This window comes from Nonomuraea rosea, from assembly GCF_039539705.1.
GTDB classification, from domain to species: domain Bacteria; phylum Actinomycetota; class Actinomycetes; order Streptosporangiales; family Streptosporangiaceae; genus Nonomuraea; species Nonomuraea rosea.
Genome location: NZ_BAABDQ010000037.1, coordinates 20,553 through 35,250, shown reverse-complemented (window position 1 = coordinate 35,250; position 14,698 = coordinate 20,553). Strand labels below are relative to the sequence as shown.

11 protein-coding genes are annotated in these 14,698 nt (G+C 73.0%); 2 read left to right on the top strand and 9 right to left on the bottom strand.

Annotated features, from left to right (window positions below):
- Positions 1-41 precede the first annotated feature (41 nt).
- From ABEA43_RS50885 to ABEA43_RS50875, 3 genes are all read right to left on the bottom strand, one after another.
- Entirely contained in the window at positions 42-2,924 is a 2,883-nt protein-coding gene (locus ABEA43_RS50885) for a helix-turn-helix transcriptional regulator (RefSeq protein WP_345573380.1), read from the bottom strand.
- 171 nt (positions 2,925-3,095) lie between these two features.
- Positions 3,096-3,407 carry a hypothetical protein gene (locus ABEA43_RS50880; RefSeq protein ID WP_345573378.1) on the bottom strand — a complete coding sequence of 104 codons (312 nt, stop codon included), beginning with the start codon at positions 3,405-3,407 and terminating at the stop codon, positions 3,096-3,098.
- Between the two features lie 89 nt (positions 3,408-3,496).
- Complete coding sequence (locus tag ABEA43_RS50875; RefSeq protein WP_345573376.1) at positions 3,497-4,474, bottom strand: aldo/keto reductase; 978 nt, start codon at positions 4,472-4,474, stop codon at positions 3,497-3,499.
- Between the two features lie 311 nt (positions 4,475-4,785).
- Between ABEA43_RS50875 and ABEA43_RS50870 the strand changes: the two genes are divergently transcribed.
- Positions 4,786-6,462, top strand: a complete 1,677-nt coding sequence (locus ABEA43_RS50870) for a TROVE domain-containing protein (protein WP_345573373.1) — start codon at positions 4,786-4,788, stop codon at positions 6,460-6,462.
- A gap of 66 nt (positions 6,463-6,528) precedes the next feature.
- Here ABEA43_RS50870 and ABEA43_RS50865 read toward each other — a convergent pair whose 3' ends face one another.
- The 5 genes from ABEA43_RS50865 to ABEA43_RS50845 form a co-directional block, all read right to left on the bottom strand.
- Entirely contained in the window at positions 6,529-7,299 is a 771-nt protein-coding gene (locus ABEA43_RS50865) for a GNAT family N-acetyltransferase (protein WP_345573371.1), read from the bottom strand.
- A gap of 11 nt (positions 7,300-7,310) precedes the next feature.
- Positions 7,311-8,552 (bottom strand): CHRD domain-containing protein, encoded by a 1,242-nt coding sequence (locus ABEA43_RS50860; protein WP_345573369.1) that lies wholly within the window; start codon positions 8,550-8,552, stop codon positions 7,311-7,313.
- Between the two features lie 285 nt (positions 8,553-8,837).
- Positions 8,838-10,139, bottom strand: coding sequence for a vanadium-dependent haloperoxidase (locus ABEA43_RS50855; protein ID WP_345573367.1), 1,302 nt, complete (start codon positions 10,137-10,139; stop codon positions 8,838-8,840).
- Between the two features lie 86 nt (positions 10,140-10,225).
- A complete protein-coding gene (locus ABEA43_RS50850; protein ID WP_345573365.1) occupies positions 10,226-11,650 on the bottom strand; it encodes an aminotransferase-like domain-containing protein in 1,425 nt (474 codons plus the stop codon).
- A gap of 70 nt (positions 11,651-11,720) precedes the next feature.
- The gene (locus tag ABEA43_RS50845; protein ID WP_345573363.1) at positions 11,721-13,583 is read right to left on the bottom strand and encodes a hypothetical protein; all 1,863 of its coding nucleotides are present in this window, start codon (positions 13,581-13,583) and stop codon (positions 11,721-11,723) included.
- 260 nt (positions 13,584-13,843) lie between these two features.
- On the opposite strand from ABEA43_RS50845, the gene ABEA43_RS50840 reads away from it, so the two are divergent.
- Positions 13,844-14,314 carry a GNAT family N-acetyltransferase gene (locus ABEA43_RS50840; protein WP_345573361.1) on the top strand — a complete coding sequence of 157 codons (471 nt, stop codon included), beginning with the start codon at positions 13,844-13,846 and terminating at the stop codon, positions 14,312-14,314.
- Positions 14,315-14,361: 47 nt separating this feature from the next.
- On the opposite strand, the gene ABEA43_RS50835 is transcribed toward ABEA43_RS50840, so the two are convergent.
- A complete protein-coding gene (locus ABEA43_RS50835; protein ID WP_345573359.1) occupies positions 14,362-14,652 on the bottom strand; it encodes a hypothetical protein in 291 nt (96 codons plus the stop codon).
- Positions 14,653-14,698 lie beyond the last annotated feature (46 nt).

The window sequence follows — 14,698 nt, the reverse complement described above, 5'->3', positions numbered from 1 at the left end:
GGTGGGACTGGGGTGAACACCCCATTTCCCGGCCGCTGGGGTCAGGTGTCCGTACGGCCCGGCAGGCGGTGGGCCAGCTCGGTGCGTGATCGCGCCCCGAGCTTGCGCATGGCCATGCCGAGATGTTTGTCGACGGTCTTCGGCGACAGGAACATCTGCCGGGCGATCTCCTGGTTGGTCAGCCCGGCCGCGGCCAGCCGGGCGACCTGGAGCTGCCTGGCCGACAGGCCCGGCGGATGCTCGTGGCCGCTCTCGGCGGGACGTACCCGGGCGACGGGCCGCAGACCCCAGCGCCGCCCGAGCCGCGTGGCCCGGTCCAGGTCCCAGCGGGCATCCAGCCGCGTGTACGCGGTGATCGCCCGGTCCAGGGTGCTCCCGGCCGCCGGGTCGCCCAGCTCGAACAGGCACGCCGCCGCCTGCTCCACGGCCTGGGCCTCCTCGTACGCGGCCGGCAGCCGCCCATAGGCGTCGGCCGCGGCGGCGAATCGCCCGGCCGCCCCCGCCCACTGCCCGGCGGACATGTCGAACAGCCCGCGGGCGTACGCGAGCGCCGGCCCGGCCAGCGGCGCGTCCAGCCCGCTCAGCCGGGCCTCGTACCGGCCGGCCAGCGCGGCCGCCTCGTCCGGCCGTCGCGCCGACAGCATCGCCTCGGCCAGCGCGGGAACGGCTCGCACGCCGACCGGCCAGAGATCCTTGGCCTCCCAGGCCAGGACCGCTGCCGCCGTCTCCGCGAGCGCGGATTCCGCCGCGCCGCGGGCGGCGGCCAGCCTCAGCAGCATGGTCACGGGAAGGGGCAGCAGGTCGATGTCTCCCCGGGCGTGCGCCTCGTGGATCACGTCGAGCAGCTGGTCGTGCGCGGCATCGAGCCGGCCGGGGGCGGCGGCCAGGCAGGCGGCGACGCTGCTCACCTGGATGCGTTCGGCCGGCCGGTCGGCGTACTCGTCGCGCAGCGTGCCGATCTCCTGAGTCAGGGCGGTGTCCCAGGAGCCGCTGAGGTAGCGCACCATGGCGATGTCCAGCCTGAACCGGAACTCGTCGGCGCGTGAGGCGCGCGAGCTCCTGCCCCGGTCGAGGGCCGCCTCCAGCAGGCGTTCGGCCGTACGGTGGTGGCCGGTCAGCATGGCCGTGCCGCCGACGGACTTGTAGGCGACGGCCTCCTGCCGGCTGGCGGCGCGGCCGCCCGTCTCCTCGACGATGCGGTCGGTCAGCTCGGTCCAGCGGGGGTCGCCGACCACGACGAACACCATCGCGATCTTGCCCAGCACCAGCAGGCGGGTGTCCTTGTCGCCGTCGGGCGGCAGGGTGGCCAGGGCGCGGTCGAGCCAGGCCATCCGCTCGTCGAGCGGGCGGTCCGTGATGGTCGGGACGCCCAGTCCCACCATGGCCCAGGCCGCGTACTCGGGCAGCTCCTCCAGGTCGTCGATCGCGTCCACGAACACCTGGCGGATCCGCAGCTGGTCGACCCGGGTCACGTCGATGTTCAGGCCCTGCAAAAGGCGCAGCTCGCCGCGTACGCGCTTGGGCAGGTCCTGATGGATCGCCTCGGCGAGCAGCTCGGCGATCGCGGGCACGCGCAGCACGTTGAGCGCCACCCAGCCGAGACGGATGGTCAGCTCCGCGCGCCGTACCGGCTCCAGGTCGGCATGCCTGAGCACGTCCTCCAGCAGGCGGGCCGCCTCGGCGTCGTTGCCCAGCGCGGTCGCGTGCCCGGCGGCCGTGACGGCGGCCGCCACCCACTCCGCCGACCGGCCCGCGTGCCGCAGGTGGTGCGCCACCTGCCCGAGCGGCACCGGGCGCAGCGCGCGCACCGCCCGCGCGGCGCCCGCGTGCAGAGACTGGCGGCGGCCCAGCGGGACGCCCTCGTAGACGGCCTGCGCCGCCAGCACGTGGCGGAAGCCCACCGTCCCGTCGCGCTCGGTGAGCAGCCCCGAGTCGAGCGCCGCGTCCAGCCCTTCGAGGTCGGGCAGTCCGGCCACCTCGGCGAGCAGCGCGGCCGGCACCGGGAGCTGGAGCACGGCCGCCGCCTGGATCACCGCCCGCGCCCGGTCCGGCAGCCCCGCCACCCGTTCCTGAACGGAGGCCAGGACCCCGGCGGGCACGTCCAGCTCGTCCAGCGCGCGGCGGGCCCAGCCGCCCTCCCACCTGATCAGCGCGCCGCGTGAGCGCAGCAACGCCAGCAGCTCCTGGATCGCCAGCGGCAGCCCGGACGACCGGGCGCACAGATGCGTGGCGAACTCGGCCGACACCTCCTCCGCGTCGAGGATGGCCGAGGCCAGCGCCCGGGTGGCCGCCACGTCCAGGGGCCGCAGCACGAGATGCTCGCGCCCGACCGGGTCGGGCGGGCGCGCCGTCACCGCCCTCAGCGCGGCGTCGGCCTCCTCGCCCCGGTACGTGAGCACCACGCTGAGCGCGTCAGGGAGCGCGCCCACCAGGTAGCCGAGGAACTCGACCGTCTGCTCGTCACCCCAGTGCAGATCCTCGACCACGAGGACGGCCGGTCCCAGCGCGGCCAGCACGTCGGCCAGCCCGCGGAACAGCCGGTGCCGCTCGGCGGCCCGATCCTCCAGCGGCGGCAGCGGGTCGGGCAGCACCGTGCCGAGCTCGGGCAGCAGCGCCCGTAACGAGCCCGCCACCGGGGACAACGTCAGACCCTCCAGGTCGGCGGCGCGACCGCGTAACGCCTCCACGATCGGCCCCAGCGGGAACGGCTCCCTGACCTGGCCGCAGCCGCCCTTGAGCAACCGCAGTCCGGCCAGCTCGGGGCGGGCCGCCAGCTCGGCGACCAGGCGGGACTTGCCGATGCCCGCCTCGCCCTCGACCACGGTGACCGACGGCGCGGCCACCGCCGCCGCGACCAGCCGCTCCAGCTCCGCCGCACGGCCGATCAGGACGGGGGAGACCACCCGGCCAGCCGCGTGCTTCATCCACCGCTCCCGCCCTTTGCCTGATCACCGGACATTTAACTGGAACGAAGGTCAAATGTCACTGAATGCGCCGAACGTCCTGGGCGCAGGGGCGGCGGGCGGGACGACGGTGCGGCCGGCGCACAAGGTGTATCCCCTGGAGTGCGGCACCGCCCGGGAGCGGGCCCGGGGTCAGCCGCGGGTCTCCACCCAGATGCTGATCGTGGTGTGCGGCGTGATTCCGGTGTAGGAGATGGTGCCGACCGGCTGCCACGGGCCCTCGATCGGGATCAGGCCCACTTCCGGCAGGAAGTGCTTCTGCAGGACGCGGATCCGGTGCTCGCCGGTGCCGGTGGTGCACTGGCTGAAGGCCCCGCGTTGCTGGGTGTCGAGCTGGTAGCTGCAGTTCGCAGGGGTGGCGAGGGCGCTGGGGGCGGCGCCGACGAGCGCGGTGGCGGTCAGGAAGGTCGTCGCGGCGGCGGCCGCCCATTTTCTCGCGTTCATGGAGGCTCCTTGGGAAGGGGGGAGCGGGCGAGAATGCTTAGGAAAGTTTCCTAAAGGTAAAGGCGATGGGCGGCCGCGTCAATGGGCCGCTACCAGCGGTCGTGGACCTGCGGGCGGATGAGCTCGTCGTACGTGGCGCGGACCGCGTCCAGGGACTCGGCGCCGAGCGGGGGCAGGGCGGCGGCGGAGGCGTTGGCGGTCGCCTGGGCGGGGTTGCGGGCGCCGGGGATGACGACCGAGACCCCCTCCTGGCCGAGGATCCAACGCAACGCGAACTGCGCCATGGTCGCCCCCTCGGGCACCAGGGGAGTCAGGCGGCGGACCGCCTCCAGGCCGGTGGCGAAGTCCACGCCCGAGAACGTCTCGCCGACGTCGAACGCCTCCCCGTGCCGGTTGTAGCTGCGATGGTCGTCGGCCCCGAACGTGGTGTGCTCGTCGTACCGGCCCGACAGCAGGCCGCTGGCCAGCGGGACCCGCGCGACGATGCCCACTCCGGCGGCCCGCGCGGCGGGCAGCACCTGCTCCAGGGGCTTGAGGCGGAAGGCGTTCAGGATGATCTGGACGCTCGCCACGCCGGGCCTGGCGATCGCGGTCAGCGCCTCCTCGCACGTCTCCACGCTGACCCCGTACGCGGCGATCTTCTTCTCGGACACCAGCGTGTCCAGCGCGTCGAACACCTCGTCCGACGAGTAGACGGGCGTCGGCGGGCAGTGGAGCTGGACCAGGTCGATGGTGTCGACGCCCAGGTTCCGTCGTGAGCGCTCGTTCCAGGCGCGGAAGTTGGACATGACGTAGTTCGCCGGGACCTGCTCCAGGCGGCGGCCCATCTTGGTGGCCACGGTCAGCCCGGGACGGTCCTTGGCGAAGCGGCCGACGATCTGCTCGCTGCGACCGTCGCCGTAGACGTCGGCGGTGTCGATGAAGGTGACGCCCGCGTCCACGGCCGCCTCCAGGGTGGCGACGGCCTCCGCCTCGGTCACCTGGCCCCAGTCGGCACCGAGCTGCCAGGCGCCGAGGCCGACGACGCCGACCTGGCGTCCTGTACGTCCCAACACGCGGTGTTCCATGGGGTGGATCTCCTGTTCGTGGCAGATGTCTGGGACCCAGTCTCCCGGATGGCGGCAGGTCACCGTGCAGGCGGTGCCGTCCGGCCCGCCCGATATTCGGTCGTGCCGGGATGCCGTTGTGAGTACCGTTCTTGAAGGGGCGCGGGTCGAAGCCCGCCGGTTATCTTGGATCAGCGGGTTGCGGGTTCGAATCCCGTCGCGCGGCGAGTCGATCGCCGGGTGTAGCTCAGCCTGGCAGAGCAGCTGAATAACCCGGTGGGCATCCCCACATCCGCGCCCCCTCTCACCAGCCTTCGGCGAAGGAGGTCCCCATGGCTCGTGATCCGCTCGCGTCCGTATCGGCCCTCGACACCCCGCAGTCGCGGCGCCTGCCCGGACGGCCCGAGCAAGTGCGCAACGACGGCGGCGGGTTCGTGTTCGCCAAGGACCTGTGGACCAAGCTGGAGGACTTCCTGATCCTCGGCACCACGGGCGGCACCTACTACGTGCGGGAGAGCGAGCTCACCGCCAGGAACACCGGCGTCCTGTTCGACGCGATCCGCGAGGACGGGCCGCGGGTGGTCGCGCTGCTCACGGCCATCTCCACCGCGCGCCCGCCGCGCGCTCCGAAGCCGCGCCCGGCGCTGTTCGCGCTGGCCGCCGCCTACGCCACGGGCGACCAGGCGACGCGCCAGGCCGCGAAGCTCGCCCTGCCGAAGGTGGCCCGCACCACCGACCATCTCGCCCAGTTCTTCGGCTACTTCAAGAACCTCGGCGGCAAGCCGACCGCGCGCGGCGCCTCGCCGGTGACCGGGCGGTCGGTGCGCTCGGCGCTCGGGTCCTGGCTCCTGGAGGGGACGCCGGACGACGTGGCGTTCAAGGCGTGCAAGGCCGCGCAGCGCAGGACGCCGCAGGGCGAGGCGTTCAGCCTGCGCGACGTGCTGCGCATCGCGCACCCCGTCGCCGAGAGCGAGCAGCGCAAGGTGCTGTTCGGGTGGATCGCCGGGAACGTCCCCGACGAGCGGGCGCGTGAGGTGCTGCCCGCCGTCGACAGGTTCCTGACCGCGAAGGCCGTCACCGGCGTCGCCGAGGCGGTGCGCGTGGTGAGCGAACGCAACGTGCCGTGGGAGTTCCTGCCCGACGCGATGCTGGCCGAGCCCGCCGTCTGGGAGGCCCTCGTCGGCACCGTCGGGATGACGGCGCTGCTGCGCAACTTGGCGCGGATGACGCGCATCGGCGCGCTCAAGCCGCGCGGCGACGCGACGCGACGCGTCGCCGCGCGCCTGACCAGCGGCGACGCGCTGGCCAAGGCCCGGATCCACCCGATGGACGTCTTCCTCGCGCTGCGCGTGTACGGCTCGGGCCAGGCCCGGCCGCACCCGCAGGCCGAGGTCCAGCGGTGGCAGCCGGTCCCGGCCGTCAGGGACGCGCTGGAGGAGGCTTACGAGCTTTCCTTCGGGTACGTCGAGCCGACCGGCAAGCGGCTGCTCGTCGCCGTCGACTCCTCGGGCTCCATGACGAACGGCGTCAGCCTGGGCGGCTCGCCCCTGGGCACGGTGTACGAGCTCGCGTGCGCCATGGCCGTCATGCTGGCCAGGATCGAACGCGGCGGCGTGCACGTCATCGACGTCGACACCGCTGTGCACGCGTCGAAGGTGACACCCCGGACGAACCTGCGGGAGATCGCCGCCTGGCGGCCCTCCGGCGGGGGCACCGATCTGTCGCTGCCGTTCACCTGGGCGGTTCGTGAGCGGATGGCGGCCGACGGGATCGTGGTCCTCACCGACAACGAGACCTGGGCCGGGCGGTCGCATCCGGTCCAGGCGCTGGCGAGATACCGGCGAGCGCTGAACCCGCGGGTCAGCGTGGTGGTCGCGGCGATGACGGCGGCCGGATACTCGATCGGCGATCCGGAGGACGAGCGGGTGCTCAACGTCGTCGGGCTGGACGCGTCGCTGCCGATGATCGTCAACGGCTTCGTCCGCGGCGGCGACGACCAGGCGTCGTGAGCCGGCTGGGGTCCTGGGCCGGCCTGGGGTCCTGAGCCCGATCAGGACCTCAGGGTCCGGCGGTGGTCAGGGGGTCCAGATGTAGGGCGTGGTGGTGGTGATCGCGTGGAGGCCGAGCCGCTGGAGGATCGGCCGGCTGTCCTCCGAGGCGTCCACCTGGAGATATTCCACGCCCGCCGCCACCGCCAGCCTGGCCCGGTACGCCACGAGGGCGCGGTAGATGCCGCGTCCTCGCCACTCCCGCAGCGTCGAGCCGCCCCACAGCCCGGCGAAGGCGGTGCCGGGCTTCAGCACGAGCCAGGCGGCCGACACGATCTGCCCCTCGGCCTCCGCCACCAGCACCGCGATGGCGTCCGGGCCGTCGCTGACGCGCCTGATCAGGTCGTCGCCCAGCCAGCTCCAGTCCTCGCCCCAGACGACGGACTCCATGGCGGCGATCGCCCGCAGGTCCTCAGGAGCGGTGACCCGCCGGATCGTCACCCCCGCGGGCAGCGGCGGCTCGTCCTGGAGCTTCGCGGCCAGGCCGACGAGGACCGTCTCTGGCTCCTCCGCGACGAACCCGTGGCGCACGAGCCGCTCCGGCAGGTCGGCGGGCAGGTCGTGGGACCGGGTCTTCCACTCGAAGCCCTCGCCGCGAGCCGCGAAAAAGGCGCACTGGCGGGCGATCAGGTCGTCGAGCCCTGCGGACTCGATCACGGGCGGCCCTTCGACGAATCCCCGGAACATGCCGGTGATCCGCAGCAGGGGGCCGTCCAGCTCATAGACGAGCCCGCCGGGGATCCACTCGGGGATCCACCGGCGGGTGCGGTCATAGGCTTCGAGCAGCGATTCGGTCACGAACGAGCACTTTAGCCGAGGAAGAGATAGTCGGCGTTGTAGATCACGGATGCCTTCTTGCCCAGCGTGCAGGTGCCCGTGGGAGCCACGCCGCCCTTGGTGTTCAGGCGCAGGATCTGCGTGGCCTGAGCGAGCAGACCGGTGCCCGCGCCCGCCTGGGTGGCGTCGAGTACGAGCTCGGGGATGTTGCCCGCGCCGTTCGGCGTCCTGGTGACGACCGTGCCGCGCACGGCGCTGTGGTCGGGCGCGACCCACTGCGGCGGGCCGGCGACGGGCTGGACGAAGCTGTGGTCGATGCTGCGGCGCAGCTTCGCGGACACGTCGAACTGGGTGAACGCGGTCGTCCCGCCCTGCTGGGTGCAGGCGTAGATCTGCGCCCCGAGCAGCACGTCAGCGGTCAGCGCCCGCGGATGCACGGGTGCCTTGGGCGACAGCCGCTCGCTCACGACGCCGCCTTCGAGGCTGCGCAGGACGCCCGCGAAGTTCTGCGGTGCGGCCAGGATGCCACGCAGCAGCACCGGGTCGACCGGGGCCTCGCCGGCGATCCCGGTCAGGTTCGGCTGCAGGCCGTCGGGGTCCTCGAACAGCTCGGCCTGCGGGGAGACGCGCTCGATGCTGCCGCTGACCGGTGGCAGGATGCCCGACCAGGTGGCGGTGTAGGCCATCGACGACGCGCTCGCGGGCCGCAGCCACCAGCCGTCGTTCGAGGAGGAGATCGTGGCCTGGTCCGCGCCGTGCAGCACGCCGCGCAGGTCGATCTTCCTGTTGAGCCGGTGGAACTGCCCGCGCACAGCGCCGTCCCCGAACGCGGCGTTGTGCAGGTCCGCGTAGAAGCCGTTCGGGTTGGCCACGAGCGCGGCGACGACGGCGGGGTCGGCCTTGGTCGTCCCGGCCACGCCCAGCGCGGTCCTCGGCAACTGGCCGTCGATCAGGTCGAGCTGGATGGCGCCGTTCGTGCCCTTGGCGCCGATGTGGAGGTGCGCGGACTTCGGCACGTCCACCTTGTCCCACCGGATGGCGAACGAGACCTCGGTGCCGGAGATCTTGAGCGCGACCGTGGACAGGCCGTCCGGGTCTCCGGGCGTACCCACCTGGTTCGCGCCGCGTAAGCCGGCGACGAGGTAGACGTCGTCCGCGGCCGAGCTGGAAGCAGCAGCCGCCGAGCTGGAAGCCGCAGCCGCAGCCGCAGCCGCGGCGGCGGGGAGCAGGGCCGTCAGGGCCACGGCTCCGATGGCGAGGGTGCGGAACAGCATGCTTGTCACCTTTTCGCTGGAAAACCGCACCCCGCCCCCAGGGTGGTGGAGGGGCGAGGTGCGAGCCGCGTCGGCGCGGCCACCTCCATCACCTTGCGTCGCGGCGGGGGAGTGGGCACAGATCCAGAGAACGGTCGTTCCCCACCGGTAGTGGACCGGTCGCACGGCATGCGGCAGCGCGCCTCGCCCGCCGAATAACCGCAGGTCAGGCGAGTGCAGCCGACCGCTCGGCGTGGGCAGGCCCCGACGCGCGAGCAGGCTTCCGACGTGCCAGGGGCTGATCGCTCAGCGTGGGCAGGCTCCGACGTGGGTCGGGCCTGAGCGCAGCAGCAGCTTCCTGTCGAGCACCTCGGCCGCGACGTCCCTGCCCATGGCCAGCCCGTCGAGGTTGCTGAAGGAGAAGTGCAGCCCGCCGAGCACGCGCGAGCGCCCCGCGTCGGCCGCCGCCGCCGAGAAGCTCGCGAACCGCCGCCGCCACGGCTGTCCCGTCGCCGGATCGACCGGCGCCGAGTCGGTGACCAGCGTGAAGGGGATCCGGTCGGCGCAGAAGAAGCCCGCCAGGACGGCCGCGCCCGCGCCGCTGAACGAGCTGTGGCCCGAGATGTACTCGGGCGAGCTGCCCGCGCTGCCCGCCCGTGCCCGCCAGGTCTCGTCCTGCTCGGTGTACGGGTTCCCGTCCGCCCCCGCCTGCTGGATCGCCGCCTGCGGCCGCCAGTGGCGGAAGGTGAACTTGGTCAGGACCGTCGGGATCGACGTGTCGGCCAGCGCCATCCCGAGCAGGGCGAACAGCCGCGCCTTGTCCGGCAGGGTCAGCGGCCGGTCCACGCCCAGCGCGATCTTGATCCACTCGCCGGGCGGCTGGTCGCTGCCCGCGGGCAGCGACCAGTACTGGAACACGGCCGACTTGTCCGCGTCCGGGATGGCGGCGTCACCGAGCAGATCGACCTCGGCGAAGGCCGCCGCGTAGTCCAGGCTCGTCAGCGCGGGCGGGCCGCCGCCGGTGTACGGGGCCGCCGCGGCGATCCCGAACGGGGTCATGTTCCGGTACTGGACCCCGGACCAGGCCTGGGCGAACACGCCGGGCCCCGAGCCCGCGGGCTGGCTCTCCACCGGGGACGATCCGTCGCCCTGCCTGGCCGCGAACACGTCCGCGCCCACGGTCTGCCCCCAGGCGCGCCCGGCGGTGACGCGCGGCCCCGTCCCTAATCGGGCCAGGTCGGCCGTCAGCCGGTCGGAGAGCCGCTGCGCCTGGCCCGGATAGAGGCGGCTGAGCACGGCGTGGCCCGCCGCCAGGGCCGCGGCCTGCTGGTCGCCCTGCGCGGGGGCGCCCTTCTGGTCGCGTAACGCGTGCGCCCTGGCCCGGTCCCGGCGCGCCGAGGCGATGCCGTTGACGGCGTCGTACATGCCGATGTTGACCATCGCGTACGTCCGCGCGGCATCGGAGTCGGTGGCCCGCTCCAGGCGTACGACCTCCAGGGCCGCGTCGTTCCAGGACCGGACGGCGTCCACGTCCGGCGGCCCCGCCGGTTGGCCGGAGAGCGGGCCCGCCAGCGGGACGAGGACGAGCAGCGCAAGGAGCTTGTTCATGAGATCTCCCGTTCAGTGGGATAGTGAGCCCCGATTCCTCATGGACGGTGCGCCCCTTCAGCCGCTCGTGTCACTAGCCCGGCAGGCTAGGCGGCCGTGCGGCGGGCCAGGCGGTGGTCGTCGAGCGTCCTGGTGATCGTGTGCAGCGTCCTGCGCAGGGTGACCGCGTCCAGATGGCCGAAGCCGAAGACGAAGCCGTTCTTCGGGACGCTGCGCGGATGGTGGAAGTCCGCCAGCCCGGCCACCTGGATCCGGCGTTCGAGCAGCCCCGCGACCACCGACTCCGCCTTGACGTGCACCGGCAGCAGCAGCGTGGCGCCGGCGCCGGTGTCCGCGCCGAGCAGCCGGGTCTCGGGATAGGCCCCGAGCGTCTGGCGTACGAGCGCCCGCTTGGCCTCGTACAGGGCCGACAGCCGCTCCACGCGCCTGGACACGCAGCCGGACGACAGCAGGTCGGTCACCGCGAGCTGGCACGTGAACGACGGCTGGCCGTGCCCGGCCGACATGCCCTCCTCGATCTCCGCCGCCAGATGGCGCGGCACGACCGCGTACGACAGGCGCAGCGTCGGCGTCAGGACATCGCAGAACGACCCCACCATGGCCGTCGACCAGGTCTCTCCCACGGCCAGGACACTGGGCCGCGGGCTGAGCGCGGCGTTGAACAGGCCGTCGAACGCGGGCTCCAGCACCAGCCCGCCGCTCTCGCGCGCCCACGCGGCCAGGGCGCGGCGCCGTTCGATCGGCATGCGGGCGCCGAGCGGGTTCCCGCGTTCCGGCAGGACGGCCACCACGTCGCAGGCGGCGGGGATCAGGTCGGGCCGCGCGCCCGAGCCGTCGGTGCGCAGCGGCAGCACGGTGCCGAGCCGGCCGAGGGCGATCCTGAGGTGCGGCGGCGCGGGATCCTCCAGGGCGATGACCGGGGCGGGCCGGCCCTGCGCCCGCAGCAGGAGCTCCAGCGCGTCGGCGTACCCGGCCGTGACGACCACCTCGTGGCCGTCGAGCACCAGGCCGCGGGACTCGCGCAGGTGCGCGGTGATCGCCGCGCGCAGCTCGGGCAGCCCGGCCGCGGGCGGCTCCTCCAGCGGCGGCGCCTGGTGGCTGGCCCGCCGCCATGCCGCCCGCCACGCGGCCAGCGGGAACGCCTGCCCGCTCGGCCGGTCGGAGCGCAGGTCGACGACCGTCGCGCCCGAGACGGGCGCGCGGGCGGGTGCGCGGGCGGGCGCCGGCGGGCCGGCCGCCGCCGTGGGAGCCCGGCCCGAAACGTACGTGCCGGAGCCGCGCCGGCCGGCGATGTACCCCTCGGCCAGCAGCGTCTCGTAGGCCGCCAGCGCGACCCCGCGTGAGATCCCGAGCACCTCGGACAGGGTGCGGGTGGACGGCATCCGGGTGCGGGCCGTGAGCTGCCCGCGCAGGATGGCCCGCCGGAGCTGGGCGGTGAGCTGGTCCTGCAGCGGTTCGGGCAGATCCCGTTCGAGATGGATCGGCACGTTGAGTCTTTGCGGATTGCGCATAAAAGATCCCCCAGGTGAAAAGTGCTATGTGGCCCCCTCACCTGAGGGCGTGACATTCCGTTCCATGTGCCTATCTGGGCCGGTAACAGCAGCGCAGCCCCGTCTGTACGGTCGCCCGCAGCTCCTCGCCGATCGCCATGTCCACCGCGACGATGCGTGACAGCGCCCGCCTGATGGCCTTGCCGACCGCGATCCTGGCCCGCTCCTCGCTCCCCGTGAACGGCCGCGGCCGTCCCCCGATGCCCGTCGCGGCGGTCAGCTCGGACACCAGCCACTCGCGCTCCAGCCGCAGCGCCGCCGCCCGTTCCAGGTCGTGCATCGACTCCAGCTCGTCGATCTCGTCCTGCAACTGGGCCAGCCGTTGTCGGTAGGTGTCCCTGGCCAGGTCGTCGAGCAGCGGCTGGACGGGAGAGGTGCTCTCCGCCTCCCGCGTCCACGTTCCCGCGGCCAGGTCGGCGGCCAGGATCTCCTGTCCGGGGTTGGCGATCAGCGTGGCCAGGTGCGTCATGCCCACGCTGTGGTCGACCAGCACCAGCCGCCCGCCCAGCTCGACCTGCCAGTGCCGGCCGTGCCTGCGGATGCGGCAGGCCTCGCGCACCGTGGTCGCCCTGCCGACCACGGCGGGCAGCACCATGCCCAGGTCGCGCGCCTCCTGCGCGGCGGTGGCCTGCTCCACGCGCGCCGCCTTGTGCTGCGGCCCGCTGCGCAGCGCCATCGCCTGCCCGAGCCGGCAGCGCGACAGCGTGGCCGCCGGCCAGTGGCCCAGCGCGAGGTTCGCGCGCACGGCGGCCCGCAGGTGCTCGACGGCCCGGTCCAGGTCGCCGGTGGTGAGCGCGGCCATGCCCAGCGAGTGCTGCACGGAGCCGAGGCAGGCCACGCCGAGGCTGGCGATCACCGGCAGCCCCGCGTACGGCGTCAGCAACGCGTACGCGGCCGCCGCCGTGTCCGCGTCCTGCAGCAGGTGGGCGGTCTCCACGATGCAGTACATCGAGGTCAGCCACGTGCTCGACCTGGGCAGGTCCGCCAGATCCCGCCCGCGCAGCCTGGCCAGGTGGCCGGCCGCCAGCCGGCGCTCGCCCGCCGTGGCCGCGCACAGCGCCACTGCGGCCAGATAGGAGTTGTCGATCGGGCTGAGCGTGGGCGAGCTGACCAGGTCCGTGAGCAGCGGCAGGAGCTCGGCGGTGCGGCCCTGGTACCAGCGGATGGCGCCGAGCTGGCCGCCGTACCAGCCGGTCGCGTCCATGTCGCCGGCCGTGACGCCGCGCTCGAAGCACTCGCCCGCGTGCTTCTCCGCCTCGTCGAAGCGGCCGGCGCGGATGGTCAGCATGACGTCGATCGCGTTGAGCACGTACCCGACCGCGAGGTGGGCGTGGTCGGACAGGAGGCCGCGCAGCTCCTCCAGGGCACGTTCCGCGTGCGGGTCCGCGGCCAGGTAGAGGTCCACCGTCCGCCACAGCAGGCCCATCAGCAGGTCGCCCCTGCGCTCGGTGACGGCGGCCTGGCCGATCAGCTCCCTGGCCAGCTCCAGCCTGAGGGCCGCGTGCTCGGGGCCGAGCAGGCAGTGGTGCGCCAGGCTCAGCGCCTCCGCCAGCGCCAGCGCGTCGCCCGAGCCGCGCGCCTGCGCCAGCAGCCGGAGCATCGCGGCGTGCTCGCCGGCGCGGTAGTCCTCCTCACCACGCATCCGGACGCGTAATCGCAGCGCCACCGGCGAGCAGGGGTCGATCAGTGACAGCGCGTGCCGCTGCCGGGCGCGCACCGTCTCCGTCTCGGCGGACGTGCGGTGCTCGTGCACCCACACCCCGCCGAGCCCGAGTGCCGCCCGCGCCAGCGCCGGCGGATCCCCGCACTGCTCGGCCTGGCGGTAGGCCAGGTCGAACCAGCGCCGCGCGGTCTGAAGATCGCCGTTCACGAAGAGGGCGCGCTCGCCCAGCACGAGCGCCAGTCTGAGATGTGAGCTCGAAGGCGCGAGCACCCCAAGCTCTTGTGCAACGCCCACAGTTTCCGCTCCCCTGTCGGTCATCTGGGCTGAGCGTTCCGACGGTTCCCCGAATACCGTTCTAGGAGTAGGACGTCCGGCACCCCGCATTGGGTTCAATCCGGAAAGAGTTCGGGCCGGAAAAGATTGAAGCGGTATACCAGTCGCGCCGCCCGCCCGGCGCTGACCAGCTCTCACCTGCCCGTACGCTGAATGCCATGATTCGTCCCGCCACCCCCGCCGATGTCCCCGAGATCGTCAGTATGATCCGTGAACTCGCCGAATACGAGAAGGCCGCGCACGAGGTGCGCGCGACCGAGGAGGGGCTGCGCGCCACGCTCTTCTGCGACAAGCCCGCCGCCTTCGTGCACATCGCCGAGCACGACGGCGAGGTGGCCGGCTTCACACTGTGGTTCCTGACGTTCTCCACCTGGCGGGGCGTGCACGGCGTCTACATGGAAGACCTCTACGTACGTCCCCAGCACCGCGGCGGCGGCCACGGCCTGGCCCTGATGGGCGAACTGGCCGGGATCTGCGCCGAACGCGGATATCAGCGACTCGAATGGGCGGTCCTCGACTGGAACGAGCCGAGCATCGGGTTCTACGACAAGCTCGGCGCGGTGCGCCAGGACGAGTGGCTGAAGTACCGGCTCACCGACGAGCCGCTCCAGCGGCTGGCCTCCCGGTAAGGGCACGCAGGTCACGCACAGTGACGTGACCTGCGTGACATATTAGGTCACACGCCGGCATGCGACCTGGATCGCGTGCCTTCGGCGCTGTCGAACATCCCCATCTCCTGCTCTTCGAGGTCGTGGTGCGTCTCCTCCATGCGGAGCGCCACCCCGAGCGCGAAGAACGTCGGCGCCCAGTGGCCGATGAAGATCCCCCAGCGGTCGGCCCGGTCGAGGCCGGCCCGCTCGACATTCCTCGACATGAGCCACGTCGCGAAGGACAGGCCGATCGAGCAGAAGCCCGCGGTGTACGCGTGACCTGACTTGATGCCCATTTCATGGAGCTTTTTGATCATGTTCCCCCCTTGCTCTGAGTGCTGTTACCCGGGCGGGGGCCAGGTA

What these genes read in the sequence shown, in the direction of transcription:
- ABEA43_RS50885 (WP_345573380.1), bottom strand. Translation starts at nt 2,924, where the DNA reads ATGAAGCACGCGGCTGGCCGGGTGGTCTCCCCCGTCCTGATCGGCCGT.
- ABEA43_RS50880 (WP_345573378.1), bottom strand. Translation starts at nt 3,407, where the DNA reads ATGAACGCGAGAAAATGGGCGGCCGCCGCCGCGACGACCTTCCTGACC.
- ABEA43_RS50875 (WP_345573376.1), bottom strand. Translation starts at nt 4,474, where the DNA reads ATGGAACACCGCGTGTTGGGACGTACAGGACGCCAGGTCGGCGTCGTC.
- ABEA43_RS50870 (WP_345573373.1), top strand. Translation starts at nt 4,786, where the DNA reads ATGGCTCGTGATCCGCTCGCGTCCGTATCGGCCCTCGACACCCCGCAG.
- ABEA43_RS50860 (WP_345573369.1), bottom strand. Translation starts at nt 8,552, where the DNA reads ATGCTGTTCCGCACCCTCGCCATCGGAGCCGTGGCCCTGACGGCCCTG.
- ABEA43_RS50855 (WP_345573367.1), bottom strand. Translation starts at nt 10,139, where the DNA reads ATGAACAAGCTCCTTGCGCTGCTCGTCCTCGTCCCGCTGGCGGGCCCG.
- ABEA43_RS50850 (WP_345573365.1), bottom strand. Translation starts at nt 11,650, where the DNA reads ATGCGCAATCCGCAAAGACTCAACGTGCCGATCCATCTCGAACGGGAT.
- ABEA43_RS50840 (WP_345573361.1), top strand. Translation starts at nt 13,844, where the DNA reads ATGATTCGTCCCGCCACCCCCGCCGATGTCCCCGAGATCGTCAGTATG.
- ABEA43_RS50835 (WP_345573359.1), bottom strand. Translation starts at nt 14,652, where the DNA reads ATGATCAAAAAGCTCCATGAAATGGGCATCAAGTCAGGTCACGCGTAC.